The sequence below is a fragment of the Streptomyces sp. NPDC005811 genome (assembly GCF_040630405.1).
GTDB lineage: Bacteria > Actinomycetota > Actinomycetes > Streptomycetales > Streptomycetaceae > Streptomyces.
In genome coordinates this window covers 54,437-70,787 of sequence record NZ_JBEXXK010000061.1, presented here as the reverse complement: position 1 = coordinate 70,787, position 16,351 = coordinate 54,437, and the positions used below count along the sequence as shown (strand labels likewise).

The following is a 16,351-nucleotide window of genomic DNA, read 5'->3' as shown; positions in this document are numbered from 1 at the left end:
AACGGCTCGATCACCGCCCACGACTCATCAGTCAGCTCATGACGACGCACCACGAACGGACCAACGACGCCGACACTTTGCGGACACGACCTAGGGCCTGTCGTTTGGATCATGCCGCGCGTCGCGGGGTGTGGCACGCACCCCGCTCGGGTCGGCCGAGAGGCCACGCCGACCCAGCCGACCTGATCCAGACGACAGGCCCTAGGTGGGCTCCACGCGGAACACCTCGAGGAGGAAGTTCCGTGGGGGTCAGCGGCTCGGGGCAACGGGTGCGCCAGCGGTTCTCCGGCTCCTCGAAGGGCGGCGCCGCGGGATCCCGGACCGCGATCCGGCCCGTGTCCGGCATCCGCTCCAGCGAGGGCTCCGGAGTTTCAGGCCGCCAGCGCCCCCGGGATCACCGCCCCCGGCCCGAACCTGGCCCGCACCCGGTCGGCGGCCTCCTCGACCCGGCGGACCTTCTCGTCGGCGGGGTCGAAGGTGAGCTGGTAGGAGGCCCGGTCGGCGGGGCCGAGGCCCTCCGCGCGCAGGACGATCGCCCGGACCCGGGCGCGCTGCAGCCCGAGCGCCTCGTACAGGGAGTACGCCGTCCTCGTCAGGGCCGCCGAGTGCGCGGTCGGCTCCCCCAGGGTGCGGCTGCGGGTGGTGGAGGACCGGTCGGCGTAGCGCACGGTGAGGGTCAGGGTGCGGCAGACCTTCTCCAGCGCGCGCAGCCGGGCGCCCAGCTCCCCGGCGGCGGACAGCAGGGCCCGGCGGTGCCGGTCGGGGTCCAGCTCGTCGCGGTCGAAGGGGCGTTCGGCGGCCAGGGAGCGGGAGACGGCGTTCGGGACGACCCGGCCGCGGTCGATCCCGCCCGCCTTCTCCCGCAGCTCACGGCCCGTCTTCGCGCCGACCAGACGCTGCAGGGTGGACAGGGGCGCGGCGGCGACCCGGCCGAGGGTGTCCAGGCCGTACTCGCACAGGGTGCGGGCGGTGGCCGTACCGACGCCGGGCAGCGCGGCGACCGGCTTCCCGGCGAGGAACTCCCGTATCTGGTCGGCGCCTTCGGGGACCGCGCGGGTCAGCCCCGGCCGGGCGTCCCGCAGCGCCATCCGGGCCAGCATCGGGCCGGGACCGGCTCCGATGACGCAGTCGACGCCGTACAGCGCGAGGGCGCGGACCCGGATCACCGAGGCCAGTTCCACCGCGCTGCGCCCGAAGTACCGTTCGGCGCCCCGCAGATCGGCCAGCGCCCCGTCCGGCGGCAGCGCCTCGACGACCGGTGTGAACTCCTCGAGCAGCCCGAGCAGCTCCGGCAGGGCCGCCTCGGCCTCGTGCCGCGCAGGCGGCTGGAAACGTACGCAGAGGATGGTCATCCCGCACTCCCCGGACTCTGGTGCCACAACTTCCGTACCGTCGAAGGCCCTTGAGAGGCCTCCTGTCCCGCGGGCCGCAGATCGGCCCACGGATGGAGTTCGTATCCGGTGGACAGATGGATTCGCCTGCCCCCCGTCGAATCGCCGGACCCGGCCGGCTCCTCCGCCCCCTCCCCCGTCCCCGTCCCCACCGCAGGCGCCGGCCCCGGCTCCGCGAGCCGGGCCGCGACCTCGTCCAGCCCGCCCTCGGCGCGCAGGTCGACCAGTTCGGCGAGGTTCCAGGCGGCGGAGCCCACCACGCTCAGGCTGCGCGGCCCGCGCCGCTGCACCACTCCGCGCACCAGCAGCAGCCAGGAGTGGAAGACGGTGTGCGCGCAGGCGTCGTGGGAGTCGTCGAAGAAGGCGAGGTCGACCAGGCCCGTGCCGTCGTCCAGAGTGCTGAAGATGACCCGTTTCCCGGACCGGATCGGCGGGGTCTGGGTGGCCGCCTTGGCGCCCGCGACCAGCACGGTCTCCCCGTGCCGTGCCTCGCGCAGCCGCCGCGCCGGGACCACGCCCAGTTCGTCGAGGAAGGCCCGGTGGTCGTCCATCAGATGGCGTGAGGCGTCCATGGACAGCACACCCAGCTCGGCGCTGAGCCGCTCGGCGAAGGACAGGTCCGGCAGCCCGGCGGAGGCCGTCTTCCGCCCGCCCGCCAGGGGGAGTTGACCGCCGCCCGCGCCCCGGGCGCCCCGGTGCAGTTCGGCCAGGTGGAGTTGCAGGTCACGGCGGTTGGCGCCGAACTCGTCCAGCGCGCCGACCTGTGCCAGCCGACCGGCGAGCGGACGGCTCGGGCGGGCCCGTTCCCAGAAGTCGAGGAGTGAGGCGTACGGCTGTCCGTCCGCGACCCGTGCCGCCTCCGCCTCGCTGATGCCGTGCACGTCGGAGAGGGCCAGCCGCAGCCCCCACACCACAGGTGATTCAGACACCAGTTCGATACGGTGGGCGACTCCCGACCGGTTCACGTCCAGCGGCAGGATCGGCACCCCGCGCCGCCGCGCGTCGGCCAGCAGCAGCCGTTTCGGGTACATCCCGGGGTCGTGGGTGAGCAGCCCGGCGTAGAAGGCGGCCGGGTGGTGCGCCTTCAGCCACGCCGACTGGTACGTCGGGACGGCGAAGGCGACCGCGTGCGCCTTGCAGAAGCCGTACGACCCGAAGGCCTCGACGATCTCCCAGGTCCGCCGAATCGTTTCCGCGTCATAGCCGTTCGCCGTCGCGTGCTGGGCGAACCACACCTTGATCCGCCCCTGCGACTCCGGATCGGAGAGCCCGCGCCGCACCCGGTCCGCCTCGCCGCGCCCGCAGCGGGTCATGATCGCGACGATGTCGATGATCTGCTCATGGAAGACGACCACCCCGTACGTCCCCTTCAGCGGCTCCTCCAGATCGGGGTGCGGGTAACGGACCGGCGCACGCCCGTGCCGTGCCTCGATGAACGGCCGCACCATGTCGGCGGCGACCGGCCCGGGCCGGAAGAGCGAGATGTCGACGACCAGGTCGTGGAAGGTAGCCGGCTGGAGCCGGCCCACCAGGTCGCGCTGGCCCGGCGACTCGATCTGGAAGCAGCCCAGCGTCTCGGCGGACCGGATGAGCCGGTACGTCGGCGGATCCCCCGGCGCCACCGCGTCCAGGTCGATCCGCTCCCCCGTCGCCCGCTCCACCTCGGCCACCGCGTGCGCCATCGCCGACTGCATCCGCACCCCCAGCACGTCCAGCTTGAGCAGCCCGAGGTCCTCCACGTCGTCCTTGTCGAACTGGGCCATGGGGAACCCCTCGCCGCTGGTCGGCACGACCGGCGTACGGGAGAGCAGGGAGGCGTCGGAGAGGAGCACCCCGCACGGGTGCATGGCGATGCCGCGTGGCAGGGCGTCGAGCGCCTCGACCAGCTCCCAGAACCTGCCGTACCGCGCCCCCTCCCGCTCCCCCTTCCGCTGCTCCTTCCGCTGCTCCTCCCGCTGGATCTCCTGTGCCAGCGCCTTGAGTTCGGGCAGTTCCGCCAGGGCGGCCCGGGCGTCGCGGGCCCGGATGTGCGGGAAGGACTTGGCGATGCGGTCGATGTCGGCGGGGTCCATGGACAGGGCCGCGCCGACGTCCCGGACGGCGTGCCGGACCCGGTAGGTCTCCGGCATCGCGACCGTCGCGACCCGTTCGGCGCCGAACCGGCCGATGATCGCCCGGTAGACCTCCAGCCGGCGCGCGGACTCCACGTCGATGTCGATGTCGGGCAGCACGACCCGTTCCTTCGACAGGAACCGCTCCATCAGCAGCCCGTGCTCGACCGGGTCGGCGTGCGCGATGCCGAGGAGGTGGTTGACGAGGGAGCCCGCGCCGGAGCCGCGCGCGGCGACCCGGACGCCCATGTGCCGTACGTCGTCGACGACCTGGGCGACGGTGAGGAAGTAGGAGGCGAAGCCGTGGTGGGCGATGATGTCCAGCTCGTGGTGCATCCGCTCCCAGTAGGCGCGCCGGCCGGCGTAGCCGTACCGCACCATGCCCGCCGTCGCCCGGGAGGCCAGCGCCCGCTGGGCGGTACGGCGGCCCGCGCCTACGAGGTGCGGTTCGGGGAAGTGGACGGCGCCCATGCCGAGGTCGTCCTCGGGGTCCACCAGGCACGCGGCGGCCGTGGCCCGGGTCCGTTCCAGCAGCCGGTGGGCGGTGTCCTTCCGGAAGCCCGCGGCCTCCACGATCCGCTCGGCCGCCGCGGCCATGGCGTCCGCGTCCTTCAGCCAGGCCTCGCCCGAGTCGAGTTCCCCGGCCGGGTCGACGGGGACGAGCCGGCGGGCGGCGTCCAGGATGTCGGCGACCGGGCCCTGGCCGGGGTCGGCGTAGCGGACGGCGTTGCTGAGGACCGGGCGGATCCGCTGTTCGGCGGCGAAGCCGACGGTACGGGCGGCCAGCCGCAGGGAGCCGGGTCCGGTGCCTTCGCGGCCGTGCCAGACGGCCTCCAGGCACAGCGCGTCGCCGTACACCTCGCGCCAGGGGGCGAGGAGCTTCGCGGCACGGTCCGGGCGTCCGGCGGCGAGGGCGCGGCCGACGTCGGAGGCGGGGCCGAGCAGGACGGTCAGGCCGTCGCCGTGGTTGCCGGTCCAGGGCAGCACCGGGACGTCCCCGTCGGCATGGGCGGCGGTGACGATCCGGCACAGGTCGGCCCAGCCCCGGGCGCCGTCCCGGGCGAGGAAGGTGACGCGGGGGGCCGACTCGTCGATGAAGGCACCGCCGCGCACGGGCGTGCGGCGCCTCTCCCGTCGTACGTCACTGTCCTGCCGTACGGGCCCGGCGACCGCCAGGTCCACGCCGAACAGCGGGCGCACCCCCGCCTTCGCACAGGCCTTGGCGAAGCGGACCGTGCCGGCCAGGGTGTCGCGGTCGGTGAGGGCGAGGGCGTCCATGCCCCGCTCGGCGGCGCGCTCGGCCAGCCGGTCCGGGTGCGAGGCCCCGTGGCGCAGGGAGAACCCGGAGACGGTGTGCAGATGCGTGAAGCCTGGCACACGCACCTCCCACACTCACGATTCGAACATCAGTTCCCTAATCCCTCACCCCCACCATAGACCAAATTCCGAACGTCTGTACGACTACCCTTCGACTCCCCTTCGGACGTCTCCCACCTGCGCAAACGCGGGACCCGGGCCTCCGGCCGGCCCGTCAGCCGATCCGTGCGCCCGTCGCCGACAGCGCCTCCGTCACCGGCTGGAAGAACGTCTCCCCGCCCGAGGCGCAGTCACCGCTGCCGCCGGAGGTCAGACCGACCGCGTCACTGCCCGAGAAGAGCGGGCCGCCGCTGTCACCGGGCTCGGCGCAGACGTCGGTCTGGATGAGACCGTCGACGATGTCGCCGTTGCCGTAGTTCACGGTCGCGTCCAGACCCGTGACCGTGCCGGAGTGGACCCGCGTGGTGGAGCCGCTGCGGGTGACCCGCATACCCACGGTGGCCTCGACGGCGCCGGTGATCGGCTGGGCCGAGCCGTCGTACCGATCGACCTCACCGGGGTGCGGCACGTCGGCCGTGTACCTGACCAGTCCGTAGTCGTCACCGGGGAAGCGGGAGACCGCGTTGGTGCCGATCACGGTGCCGGAGGGGTCCGACCAGGTGGAGACGGCCTCGGTGCAGTGCCCGGCGGTCAGGAAGTACGGCTCGCCGCCCTTGACCACGTTGAAGCCGAGCGAGCAGCGGCCGCCCGCGCCGGTGATCGCGTCACCACCGGCCACGAAGGGCTTGAACTCCCCCTTGGAACGCTGGAGTTCGGCCGTCCCGCCGAGCCCGTCGACCACCTCGGCGAGCTTGGCCCAGGCGGCGGCGGAGACGGTGCGGTCGGCGGTGACGACGACCTTGTTGGTGCGCGGGTCGGTCACCCAGGCGGTGCCGGGGACGGCCGCGTCCGCCCTGAGGGCCGTACGGGCGCCGGCCAGTTCGGCGAGGGAGTGCTCGACGATTCTCGCCCTGGCGCCGGCCGCCTCGACGGTCTTCGCGGCGGTCGCGTCGAGCACGTTCACCACGAGGCTGCGGCTCCTCGCGTCGTAGTAGGTGCCGGCCGCGTCGGTGCCGAGGTCCTCGCCGAGGGCCGAGGCGAGCTTCCCGGCCGCGAAGGCCGAGAGCGGGTCCGGACGCGGACTCCGCGCCGGTTCACTGGCGTTCGCGGTCTGGAAGGTGACGGCCGCCGCGACGAGCGCGGCGACACCCGCGCCCGTCATGACCGTCCGCCGTCGGGGTGTGCGTCGGTGCTGCAACTCGCGTCCTCCTGTGGGGGGATCGGCCCGGACGGCTGTGGGGACCGTACGGGCCGAAGAGTGGCCGGTTGACGGCAGGCCACTCTTCCGAAGGACACAGGGAGCACACAAGGTTGACTCCGGGACGCGCACAGGGTGGGCACTTCACGCCCTTCGCGCCTTCACCACCCCGTTCGCACTGCAAACGCCCCGGGTGCTACTGCTGGCTGTTTCCCTGCTCCGGCGCGGGCGCGGGCGGCGCCTCGGGCGCGGGCGCGGGCGGTGCCGCGGGTGCCGGTGCCGGTACGGGCGGCGGTGCCGGGGCCGGCGCGGGCAGTTGCTGTTGCGCCCTCTCCAGGAACCTCAGCAGTTCCACCGGGAACGGCAGCACCAGCGTGGAGTTCTTCTCGGCGGCGACCGCCACCACCGTCTGGAGCAGGCGCAGTTGGAGCGCGGCGGGCTGCTCGGACATCTCGCGGGCCGCCTCCGCGAGCTTCTTGGAGGCCTGGAGCTCGGCGTCGGCGTTGATGACCCTCGCCCGCCGCTCCCGGTCGGCCTCGGCCTGCCGGGCCATGGACCGCTTCATCGTCTCGGGCAGGGAGACGTCCTTGATCTCCACCCGGTCGATGGTGACGCCCCACTCCACGGCCGGGCTGTCGATCATCAACTCCAGTCCCTGGTTGAGCTTTTCGCGGTCGGAGAGCAGATCGTCGAGCTCGCTCTTGCCGATGATGGACCTCAGCGAGGTCTGCGCCATCTGCGAGACGGCGAACCGGTAGTCCTCCACCCGGACCACCGCCTCGGCCGGCGAGGTCACCCTGAAGTACACGACGGCGTCGACCCGGACCGTCACGTTGTCCCGGGTGATGCCCTCCTGACCGGGCACCGGCATCGTGACGATCTGCATGTTGACCTTCCGGAGCCGGTCGACGCCCGGCACGATCAGGGTCAGCCCCGGTCCGCGCACCGCGGGCCGGAGTTTCCCGAGCCGGAAGACCACACCCCGCTCGTACTGCTTGACGACCCGAGCCGCAGCCGCCACATACACCACTCCGGCGGACACGAGCCCGGCTCCCGCCGCCACCAGCTCCTCGATCATGCCGGCCCCCAGGGGTCCGAAGCGCTTCCCGTCCACTGCCCGTCCTACGACGGTAACCCCGTCCCCGGACAAGAGGGAGCCCCCGCACGGCGGTTCACGTGCGGGGGCCGTCGAACGGTGCCTTCGAGGCGACGTACCGGCCGAGCCGGCAGGCGTCGTACTAGAAGACGCTGACGCCGTACGCGCTCAGGGCCTCGGCCACCGGCTGGAAGAAGGTCGTACCGCCGGAGGTGCAGTTGCCGCTGCCGCCGGAGGTCAGACCGTAGGCGACGCCGCCGGAGGAGTACAGCGGGCCACCGGAGTCGCCGCCCTCGGCGCAGACGTTGGTCTGGATCATCTGGTAGACGACGTCGCCGCCGCCGTAGTTGACCGTCGCGTTCAGCGCGGTGACCGTGCCGGAGTGGATGCCGGTGGTCGAGCCGTCACGGTAGACGGTGGCGCCGACGCTGGGCGTGCCCGAGCTGGTGATGTCCGTGTTGCCCGCGGTCCCGGACTTGGTGACCGAGGTGTTGGTGTAGCGGACCAGCGCGTAGTCGTTGGTCGGGAAGCTGTAGCTGACGTTCGTGCCCAGCACCGTCGACTGCCCGGAGTTGGAGTACCAGGTCGAGGCGACCTCACCGCAGTGACCGGCGGTCAGGAAGTAGTAGGTGCTGCCGCTGACCACGTTGAAGCCGAGCGAACAGCGGTAGCCGCCGCCGTAGATGGCGTCGCCGCCCGCGATGAGCTTGTTGAACTTGCCGGGGGTGTGCTTGATCGTGAGGGCGCCGGCGTTGCTGCCCGCGGCCTCCTTGATCTTCGCGATCTCGGCGTCGGAGACGGTGCTGTCGACGGTGACGAGAAGGCGGTTGGTCTTGCTGTCGACTGCCCAGGCGGTGCCCGGGACGTCCGCCTGGAGCACAGAAGTACCCGCGCTCTTCAGCTGGGCTGAGCTGAAGGTGGCGGTGTCCGCCGCGCTCGCGTGGGGGATCGCGATGGCGGCTGCGGCCACGAGTCCGGTGGTGACGGCGATCAGCCGGCTCCGTCTCGAGATGCCGCGGGTGGTGGGGGTGGTGCGCTTGATCCTCACGTTTCGTTCCCTCCTAGGGGAAGTCGGGGGCCCGTCGTGTGGGGTCGGGGCCCGTGAGGCGCAGCCAGGATCAGACGTTCGCCCGGATTCCGGACACGCCGTGTCCCTGACAAGCGCTGAGGGGGAGTATTCGGTCGGGCGGCCGGTCGGCGCAAGGGCGCCTTTCGGCCGTCAGACCTTGAACGAACTACGTGAGTTGAGCCCTCTTCGAGGCCTCTTGCCCCAGCTCAGACCAGGTTGCGCTCCCCTGCCTCGATCTCCACGTCGAGAGTGTTCCCCGGCGGCGGGAAGGGGCAGATGAAAGCGTCGGCGAATGCACACGGAGGCAGTACGGCACGGTTGAAGTCCACGGTCGTACGCCCCTCGTCGTCGGGGGCACCCGGATGGAGGAAGCGGAACCGGTGGCTGCTCACCCCACTGGTGGAGTCGGCGAACACCGCCCACAGCGAGCCGTCGCCCTGCACGGCCACCTGGAGCGTGTGCTCCCGCCCGTCGAGGGCGAACGCCAGCTCCCCGCCGAGCCCGAGACCGCGCTCGCGTCCGTCGGCGTTCGGGACCCGGACGGTCCGGCTCTCGCCGTACGGCGTGAAGCGTCCCGGCACCGACCAGCGCGTCGCGTACGGGGTGGCCTCGACGCCCCGGAACAGGCGCCGGGCCTCGGCCGCGGGGTCGAAGACGCGCACCCCCCAGACCCCCTCCCGCACCAGCACGACCAGCCGCCGCTCCCCGTGAGCGACACGCGAGGCGTCCACCGCCCCCGGGTCGGCGCCGAGCCGTACCGTTCCGCCGAACGGCCGTCCGTCCAGGGTCAGCCCGTCGGCCCCGGCCGCCGTGAGCACCACCCCGTCCTCCTCCGCCGCCCAGACCCCGGGGGTGTCCGGAAGTCGACCGTCCGGAAGGTCCTCCAGCCAGAAGGTTCCGGTGAGCGCGAGCGGGCCGTGGGGGGCCGTGAGCGTCTCCAGCCGGTGCTCGTGCCAGCGCTTCCAGAGGTCCGGCGCGTCCGTCGTCATGGGGGTCAGCCTTTCGGTACCGGGTCGGACGACCCGAGGAGTGAGGGTCCGCCCGCGTACTGGTGGGCGGGCCGGGCCAGGTCGAGGTGCTCGCGCAGGGTGCCGCCCGGGTAGAAGGTGCGGAACAGACCGCGGTGCTGGAGCAGCGCGACCGTTCCGTTGACCAGGCGTTCCAGATCGCGGTGGGGTTCGACGGGGACGAGGTGGAAGCCGTCGACGGCGGCGTCCCGGTGCCAGGAGGCGATCAGCTCGGCGAGGTCGACGGGGCCGCCGCGGTAGAGCGGGCCCCGGCCGGTCCGCCGCGGCCCGCCCCCGCCGTGGCCCGGCTCGGCCGCGTGCTCGCCGTCGCCGAGGTCGACGAGCAGACTCACCAGCACCCGCAGGGAGTCCGGGTCCCGCCCGGCCGCGGCGGCCTGCCCGCGCAGGTCCGCGCGGACGGCCCGGGCCTCGGCGGAACCCGCCACCCGGACCAGCGCCACATCGGCGTACCGGGCGGCGGCGGGCCGCACGGCCGCCTCGGTGGCGTCGGCGACCCGCACGGGCCGCCCCGGCGCCGGCGGGGACCCGAACAGCTCCCCCGACGCGACCCCGACCCCGCCCGCGGACACGTCGATCCACCGGCCGACCCGGCCGGGCGCGACGGCTTCGGCACGGGACTCGGCATCGGACTCCGCACCGTACGCGGCATCGGTCCCGGTCGGCGGCTCGGTCGGCGGCCGGGTGAGCGGGCCCACGAGTCCGACGTGATCCGTGGCATCCGCCATCCGGCCGAGCACGGCCGGGGCGTTCAGCCCGAAGTCGGCCCCGTCCAGCGTCACGAAGTCGAACCCGCCGCGCTCGGCGAGCCGTGCCAGCTCCACGTAGGGACCGGCCCCGTCCGCCCCGGGCAGGGCGAGGGCGGCGGCCAGATGCAGTAGTCCCATGGCTCACAGCGCCTTCGACGGCAGCGGCCTCGGGCCGGACCCCTGGTGCGGGGACCTGAGGGCGACCATGACGGTCATCACGAGAACTCCTTCGGTGGGCCGGGTCGGCTCAGGCGGCGGCGTCGGCGCCGAGGTCCCGCAGGAACACCAGGGCGGCGCGCGCGGTGGCGTCGTTCTGCCGGAACGCGGGACCGCCCGTGCGGGGTCGGGTGAACGCACCGGGGGTGCGCCCGTCGGTGTGCGGGCCGAGCGCGAAGCGCCGCGGGTGCGGCCGCCCGGTGCGGTCCAGGACCCGTCCGTCCACGCGGTCCACCCGCAGCAGTCCGTCGGCCGTCTCCCCGGCGCCCTCGGTGTGCAGGGCGCGCAGCAGCGGGTCGAGGGCGCGCCGCAGGGTCGGCTCGGGCAGCCGGGCCTCCACCAGCGCCCGTGCCGCGACGGAGAACCCCGGCACGGACGGGCTGGACGCCCGGAACACCCCGTCCTCGGCGTGTACGGCCATGTCGGCGCCGACGAACCGGAGCACTCCGGCCCGGGACAGCGCGAGCAGCTGCCGCAGCCGGGGTCCGGGCGGCCCCGAGGCGAGGTAGCTGAAGAACCCGTGCCACCAGGACCCGATGTCCCCGAGCCGCACGAGCTGTCCGTACACCGACAGCAGCCCGAGGAACACGGACAGATCGGCGCTGTGCGCGGGATCGTGACGGCGGCTCAGATCGTCCTCGACGTACCGCCGCAGCCCGTCCTGGAACTCCTCGTGCGAGGCGTACCGCAGCCCGTCCAGCGGCCGGTCGAGCGCGGCCAGGTCGAGCCGGTCGGCCGGATCGGGCACGGCGGAGGCGACGAGGGCCGCCCGGTCGGCCTCCCCGGAGGCGGCCGCGTACTTCTCCTCGAAGTCCGTCCAGGCGATCGCGGTCCGCTCGGGGTGGACGGCGAACAGCCGGTGGTAGTGGGCGAAGCCCAGCTCCTTCTCCACCAGCGGCCACACGTCCCGCCGGAAGTCGAACCCCCCGGGCCGGGCGAGGAGTTCGTCGGTCTCGGCGGGTCCGAGGAACCGGGGCAGCGGGGGCCGTTCACCGGTCCAGTCGTAGCCGATCTTCGCGTGGTACGGCACCCCGCGCCGCGATCCGACGTACAGCACCGGCTCCCGCCCCGAGGGCACGTAGGTGTCCCCCTCGTGGCGTCCGCCGCGCCCCTCGGTGAGCAGCGCCATCAGATCGACGAAGGCCAGCCCGAAGCCGCGCACGAGGACGGGTTCGCCGGGCCGGAGCGCGGACAGGTCGCTGTCGGCGGTGAAGTCGGGCGGCAGGTGGACGAGCCCGTGCTCGCGGGCGTACGCGGCCAGTTCCCGCTGGTCACCGTCGAGTTCGGCGTCGAGGTGACCGAGGGTGAGGACGACGAGGTCGGCGTGGAGCGGCCCGGACCGTCCCTCCAGCCACACCTGCTGGCGCCCCTCGCGCGGACCGCTCACCCGCAGCGCGCGCCGGGGGTGGTGGTGGACGGTGATCCCCGCCGGCAGGGCGGCGACGGCCTGTTCGTGCACCCAGCTCAGATAGGCGCCCTGGAGCTGCCGGTCGGCGAAGAGCCGCCCGTCGACACCGGCCCACTCGTGCAGGGTGGGCCCCGGCCGCACCGGACCGTCCATCAGCACGGTCTCGTCGGTGAACATGGTGACGTCCTCGGCGTGCGAGTTCATCCACAGCAGCGGTGACTGTGCGGCCCGCCAGATGCGGCCGGCGCCCGGCGGGTGCGGGTCCACGAGATGGATGTCGAGGCCCGGACCGGCGTACAGCTCGGGCGCGCTGGCCGCGATGCGTTCGATCAGGCCGGTCCCGCGCGGTCCGGCCCCGACGATGACGAGCGACTGTCTCGTGTCCGGGGCGTCGGGAACGCGGGCAGGGGTGTGGGAAGACATGCGAAGGCTCCGTGACGCAATCGGTCGAGCACGGTGGATGCCTTCACACGGAGAACAACGACGGCCGAGCCCCTCAGCAGGGCCGTACAGCGAGAGTACGGCGGGGTTTCCCCTCACTGTCAAGGCTGTCCGAACTGTGAGCCGTACGTCTCAAGTCGGTTGACGCCCCACCGGAGACCTGTTCCACTTGGCCCATGCATCCGCAGCAGTGGCTGGTCACACGCTCCCACATCGACTTCGGTCGAGTGTGGTCCTCTTCCTGTTGAGCCGACCCCCTGCGCGCCCCGGCCCCTTGACCGCCGGGGACGCTTTCGCGTTCTCCCTCTTGGCCTTCACACCCCCTCCCCTCGCTTCATGAGCACGCTCCCCCTACGCGATCAACCACGCACCACGCGTACCCCGGAAGAAGCCCGCACCCCGATCACCCGGTCCATCAGCACCCCCAGAACATCCCGCACCGACCCCCGCTGCCGGGCATCGCACTCCAGCACCGGCACATCGGGGTCCAGCCCCAACACCCCCCGCACCTCCTCCAACTCACACCGCTCGGCCCCGTCGAAGCGATTCACCGCCAGCACGAACGGCGCCTCCTGCGCCTCGAAGTAGTCCACGGCGGGGAAGCACTCCTCGATCCGCCGGGTGTCCGCGAGGACGACCGTCCCCAGCGCGCCCTCCACCAGGTCGTCCCACAGGAACGAGAACCGCCCCTGCCCGGGCGTCCCGAAGAGATAGAGGGCGATGGCCGGATCGAGGGTGATCCGCCCGAAGTCGAGCGCCACGGTGGTCCTGGTCTTGGTCTCCACCCCTTCCAAGGAGTCGACTCCCACCGACACCTGGGTGATGGCCGCCTCGGTGTCGAGGGGCTCCATCTCGGAAACGGCCCCGATGAAGGTCGTCTTACCGACCCCGAGCCCCCCGCTCACCACGATCTTCACGGCAAGCGGCACGGTTTTCTCTGAGCGCCCGGGCATGATCCCTGATCCTTTCGAGCTTCCGTGTCTCGACAGGAGATACGTCCGGGAGGCGCCCGGCATTCACCGTGCCCCCCGCACAGCGCTCCGGGTGCGCGGCGGGTGACCGTGCGTCAGCAGGAACAGTCGCAGCCGCAGCAGTCGCATCCGTCGCAGCAGTCGCAGTTGCAGCAGTCACCGCATCCGCAGTCGCAGTTCCCGCAGTCACAGTTGCTGCAGCAGCCCTCGTGCTTCTTCCGCGACCACGGCCCCTCGAACTCGTCGGCACAGCACACCTGGCAGGTGCAGAACAGCCCGAGCGCGACCGCGCACCCGGCGAGCAGCCCCCGCGGCTGCTGGGGCGGCGCGGGCGGCATCTGCGGCGGCGGCCCGAACGCGGCACGCCCCTCATGGGCGGCCCCGGGATGCGCATGCCCGCAGGAAGCCGTCCCGAACGCCCGGTCCACCGACCGCTCCAGCTCGTGCGCGAGCAGCAGATGCGCCAGCCGCCCCTCGACGAACTCGACGTCCTTCAGCGCGAGCCGTATCCCGTGCAGGGCGTCGTCCGCGAGCCGCCGGGCCTCGGTGAGCGGGGTCCCGGTGGCCGTGAGCGGGTTCCAGGCGCCCGCCTCGGCGTCGGCGGCCCGGTCCTCGACGGCGTCCAGCAGATGCGCGAGCCGCCCGAAGAGCCGCCCGGCCTCGGCGAGCGGGACGGCGTTGCCCGGCCGGCCCGCGAGGACCGCGGTGTGCGCGAAGGCGGCGGCCGTGGCGGTCTCGGTCGGTTCGGTGACGGTCAGCAGCGACGTACCCGGCCCGGCCTGCGCCTCCAGCCCGATCTGCCGGTCCACCGCGTCCACCAGGACCGCCGTGTCGAAGCCGACCGCGGCCCCGCCGCGCTCCCCGGCCCGCCCCCAGCTCCTGGCCACCCTGCGGGCGGCGACGGCCACCGGACGCCGGGCCAGCAGCCCGTCCCCGTCGGCGACATGGTCGCGCACCTTGGCCGAGGCCAGCACCAGCGAGACGGCCGCCGCGAGCCGCGCCCCCTCACCCTGGGCGACGGAGGCGGTGCGCATCCCGCGCAACGGGCACGGCCCCGCCGTACGCCGCCATCCCCCGGCCGATTCGGCCTGAGCCTCCGTCAGAACCGAGATGAGCAGCCCGTCGTAGTTGGTGACCACCCGCGCGAACTGGCCGTGGTCGCCGCGCAGCGCGAGACACAGTCCGCACAGATGCGCCATCCACTGGCTCTTGAGCCGCTCGCCGAGCCGGTGACTGCACGGTCTGACGATTCCGAACATGACGACCCCCCGCTCTCAGGACATTGAGCTGCCGCATGCTATCGGCCGATAATCGGCGTTGAACGCTCCGCCCTGTTCACCCGTACGCACCACGTATCACCCGTACGCCACGAACAGTCATATTTCACTCTCAGTCAGCAGCCGTACACAGCAGGACCCTTGGGAGACGCGGGCTCTCGACGGATTCTCTGTGCACCAGTACCGTCACAAACCCCCCGCGCGGCGTCTATCCACTTGGCGCGACATCCGCATCATGGACGACCATGGGATGCGGAAAGGAAGAAAGACCGCTGTGAGAGGAGGCGTCCATGGGATCGGTGCGCAAGGCGAGTGCCTGGCTTGGCCTCGTCGACGACAACGATGACGAGCGTTACTACGACGACGACTACTCCGAGGGAACCGACTCGCAAGACGCCTGGGTCACCGACCCGCGCGTCAAGGTCGCCTCGGACACGGCCGAGGAGAAGGGCCGCCGGATCGGCACGGTCACCCCGGACAGCTTCCGGGACGCGCGGCTGATCGGTGAGCTGTTCCGCGAGGGCGTGCCGGTCATCGTGAACCTCACGGCCATGGAGGCCGGGGACGCCAAGCGCGTCGTCGACTTCGCGGCCGGGCTGATCTTCGGACTGCGCGGTTCGATCGAGCGGGTCTCGACCCGGGTGTTCCTGCTGACCCCGTCCAACACGGAGATCGTGAACGGCGACCCGGCCGGGCACCGCACGGACGGCTTCTTCAACCAGAGCTGAGGCAGGGCCGCTCGCCGGCCCCGCCTCGGCCCCCGGGCCGGGTCAGCGGAAGGCGTCGAGTCCGGTGAGCGCCTTGCCCAGCACGAGCTGGTGCATCTCGACGGTGCCCTCGTAGGTGAGCACCGACTCCAGGTTCGTCGCGTGCCGCATGACGGGGTACTCCAGCGAGATCCCGTTGGCCCCGAGGATCGTCCGCGCGGTGCGGCAGATCTCGATGGCCTCCCGCACGTTGTTGAGCTTGCCGAAGCTGACCTGCTCGGGACGCAGGCGGCCGGCGTCCATGCGCCGCCCCAGATGGTGGGCGAGCAGAATCCCCTTGTGCAGCTCGACCGCCATGTCGGCGAGCTTGGCCTGGGTCAGCTGGAACCCTCCGATGGGCCGCCCGAACTGCTCGCGGGTGCGGGCGTAGTCGACGGCGGCCTCGAAACAGGTGCGGGCCGCGCCCATCGCGCCCCAGACGATCCCGTAGCGTGCGTGCGACAGACAGCTCAGCGGCCCGCGCAGTCCGACGACCTCCGGCAGCACGGCGTCCTCGGGCAGCCGCACCTCGTCCAGCACCAGCTCACTGGTCACGCTGGCGCGCAGCGACCACTTGTGCTTGATCTCCGGCGCGGAGAAGCCGGGGCTGTCGGTGGGCACGACGAATCCGCGGACGCCTGCGTCGGTCTGCGCCCAGACGACGGCGACCCCGGCCACCGACCCGTTGGTGATCCACATCTTCCGCCCGCTCAGCACCCAGTCCGAGCCGTCGCGCTTGGCGTACGTCCGCATGCCCGCCGGATCGGACCCGTGGTCGGGCTCGGTGAGCCCGAAGCAGCCGATGACCTCGCCGGAGGCCATCCGGGGCAGCCACGTCCGCTTCTGCTCCTCGGAGCCGAACCGGTGGATCGCGTACATGGCGAGGGAGCCCTGCACGGACACCAGGGACCGGATCCCGGAGTCGGCGGCCTCCAGCTCCAGACAGGCGAGCCCGTACTGCACGGCGCTCGCCCCGGCGCACCCGTATCCGTCGAGCGACATCCCGAGCGCCCCGATCGTCCCGAGTTCCCGGGCGAGCTCCCGGATCACCGGCAGCTCCCCGCGCTCGTACCACTCGGCGACGAACGGCTCCACCCGCTCCGCGGCCCAGCTCCGCACCGTGTCGCGGATCGCGAGATCCTCCGGTTCGAGCAGATCGTCGATCCCGAGCGGATCGGCGGGATCGAAGGGGGGCAACTTCGAGGACGCGACCATGAAGAGATCCTCCGGAGCGGGC

12 protein-coding genes are annotated in these 16,351 nt (G+C 72.6%); 1 reads left to right on the top strand and 11 read right to left on the bottom strand.

Annotated features, from left to right (window positions below):
* Positions 1-371 precede the first annotated feature (371 nt).
* From ABZ490_RS43305 to ABZ490_RS43260, 10 genes are all read right to left on the bottom strand, one after another.
* Positions 372-1,352: a hypothetical protein gene (locus ABZ490_RS43305; RefSeq protein WP_359003355.1), complete on the bottom strand. Its 981-nt coding sequence runs from the start codon at positions 1,350-1,352 to the stop codon at positions 372-374.
* On the bottom strand, positions 1,349-4,879 hold the full coding sequence (gene dnaE / locus ABZ490_RS43300) for a DNA polymerase III subunit alpha (RefSeq protein WP_359003353.1): 3,531 nt from the start codon (positions 4,877-4,879) through the stop codon (positions 1,349-1,351). Before dnaE ends, ABZ490_RS43305 begins: the two co-directional genes overlap by 4 nt.
* Positions 4,880-5,033: 154 nt before the next feature.
* A complete protein-coding gene (locus ABZ490_RS43295) occupies positions 5,034-6,116 on the bottom strand; it encodes a S1 family peptidase (RefSeq protein WP_359003351.1) in 1,083 nt (360 codons plus the stop codon).
* 196 nt (positions 6,117-6,312) lie between these two features.
* Positions 6,313-7,194 carry a slipin family protein gene (locus ABZ490_RS43290; RefSeq protein ID WP_359003363.1) on the bottom strand — a complete coding sequence of 294 codons (882 nt, stop codon included), beginning with the start codon at positions 7,192-7,194 and terminating at the stop codon, positions 6,313-6,315.
* Between the two features lie 160 nt (positions 7,195-7,354).
* On the bottom strand, positions 7,355-8,260 hold the full coding sequence (locus tag ABZ490_RS43285) for a S1 family peptidase (protein WP_359003349.1): 906 nt from the start codon (positions 8,258-8,260) through the stop codon (positions 7,355-7,357).
* Between the two features lie 227 nt (positions 8,261-8,487).
* On the bottom strand, positions 8,488-9,270 hold the full coding sequence (locus tag ABZ490_RS43280; RefSeq protein ID WP_359003345.1) for a DUF1684 domain-containing protein: 783 nt from the start codon (positions 9,268-9,270) through the stop codon (positions 8,488-8,490).
* A 5-nt stretch (positions 9,271-9,275) separates the two neighbouring features.
* Positions 9,276-10,193 (bottom strand): LLM class flavin-dependent oxidoreductase, encoded by a 918-nt coding sequence (locus ABZ490_RS43275; RefSeq protein WP_359003343.1) that lies wholly within the window; start codon positions 10,191-10,193, stop codon positions 9,276-9,278.
* Between the two features lie 109 nt (positions 10,194-10,302).
* Positions 10,303-12,102 (bottom strand): FAD/NAD(P)-binding protein, encoded by a 1,800-nt coding sequence (locus tag ABZ490_RS43270; protein WP_359003341.1) that lies wholly within the window; start codon positions 12,100-12,102, stop codon positions 10,303-10,305.
* Between the two features lie 377 nt (positions 12,103-12,479).
* Positions 12,480-13,073, bottom strand: a complete 594-nt coding sequence (locus tag ABZ490_RS43265; protein ID WP_359003339.1) for an ATP/GTP-binding protein — start codon at positions 13,071-13,073, stop codon at positions 12,480-12,482.
* A 113-nt stretch (positions 13,074-13,186) separates the two neighbouring features.
* Positions 13,187-14,350 carry a DUF5685 family protein gene (locus ABZ490_RS43260; RefSeq protein ID WP_359003337.1) on the bottom strand — a complete coding sequence of 388 codons (1,164 nt, stop codon included), beginning with the start codon at positions 14,348-14,350 and terminating at the stop codon, positions 13,187-13,189.
* 308 nt (positions 14,351-14,658) lie between these two features.
* Between ABZ490_RS43260 and ABZ490_RS43255 the strand changes: the two genes are divergently transcribed.
* The gene (locus ABZ490_RS43255; RefSeq protein WP_055634925.1) at positions 14,659-15,096 is read left to right on the top strand and encodes a cell division protein SepF; all 438 of its coding nucleotides are present in this window, start codon (positions 14,659-14,661) and stop codon (positions 15,094-15,096) included.
* Between the two features lie 42 nt (positions 15,097-15,138).
* On the opposite strand, the gene ABZ490_RS43250 is transcribed toward ABZ490_RS43255, so the two are convergent.
* Entirely contained in the window at positions 15,139-16,329 is a 1,191-nt protein-coding gene (locus tag ABZ490_RS43250) for an acyl-CoA dehydrogenase family protein (protein ID WP_359003335.1), read from the bottom strand.
* Positions 16,330-16,351 lie beyond the last annotated feature (22 nt).

Coding starts and splice junctions, on each gene's coding strand:
- ABZ490_RS43305 (WP_359003355.1), bottom strand. CDS start 1,352: ATGACCATCCTCTGCGTACGTTTCCAGCCGCCTGCGCGGCACGAGGCC.
- ABZ490_RS43290 (WP_359003363.1), bottom strand. CDS start 7,194: ATGATCGAGGAGCTGGTGGCGGCGGGAGCCGGGCTCGTGTCCGCCGGA.
- ABZ490_RS43280 (WP_359003345.1), bottom strand. CDS start 9,270: ATGACGACGGACGCGCCGGACCTCTGGAAGCGCTGGCACGAGCACCGG.
- ABZ490_RS43275 (WP_359003343.1), bottom strand. CDS start 10,193: ATGGGACTACTGCATCTGGCCGCCGCCCTCGCCCTGCCCGGGGCGGAC.
- ABZ490_RS43270 (WP_359003341.1), bottom strand. CDS start 12,102: ATGTCTTCCCACACCCCTGCCCGCGTTCCCGACGCCCCGGACACGAGA.
- ABZ490_RS43265 (WP_359003339.1), bottom strand. CDS start 13,073: ATGCCCGGGCGCTCAGAGAAAACCGTGCCGCTTGCCGTGAAGATCGTG.
- ABZ490_RS43260 (WP_359003337.1), bottom strand. CDS start 14,350: ATGTTCGGAATCGTCAGACCGTGCAGTCACCGGCTCGGCGAGCGGCTC.
- ABZ490_RS43255 (WP_055634925.1), top strand. CDS start 14,659: ATGGGATCGGTGCGCAAGGCGAGTGCCTGGCTTGGCCTCGTCGACGAC.
- ABZ490_RS43250 (WP_359003335.1), bottom strand. CDS start 16,329: ATGGTCGCGTCCTCGAAGTTGCCCCCCTTCGATCCCGCCGATCCGCTC.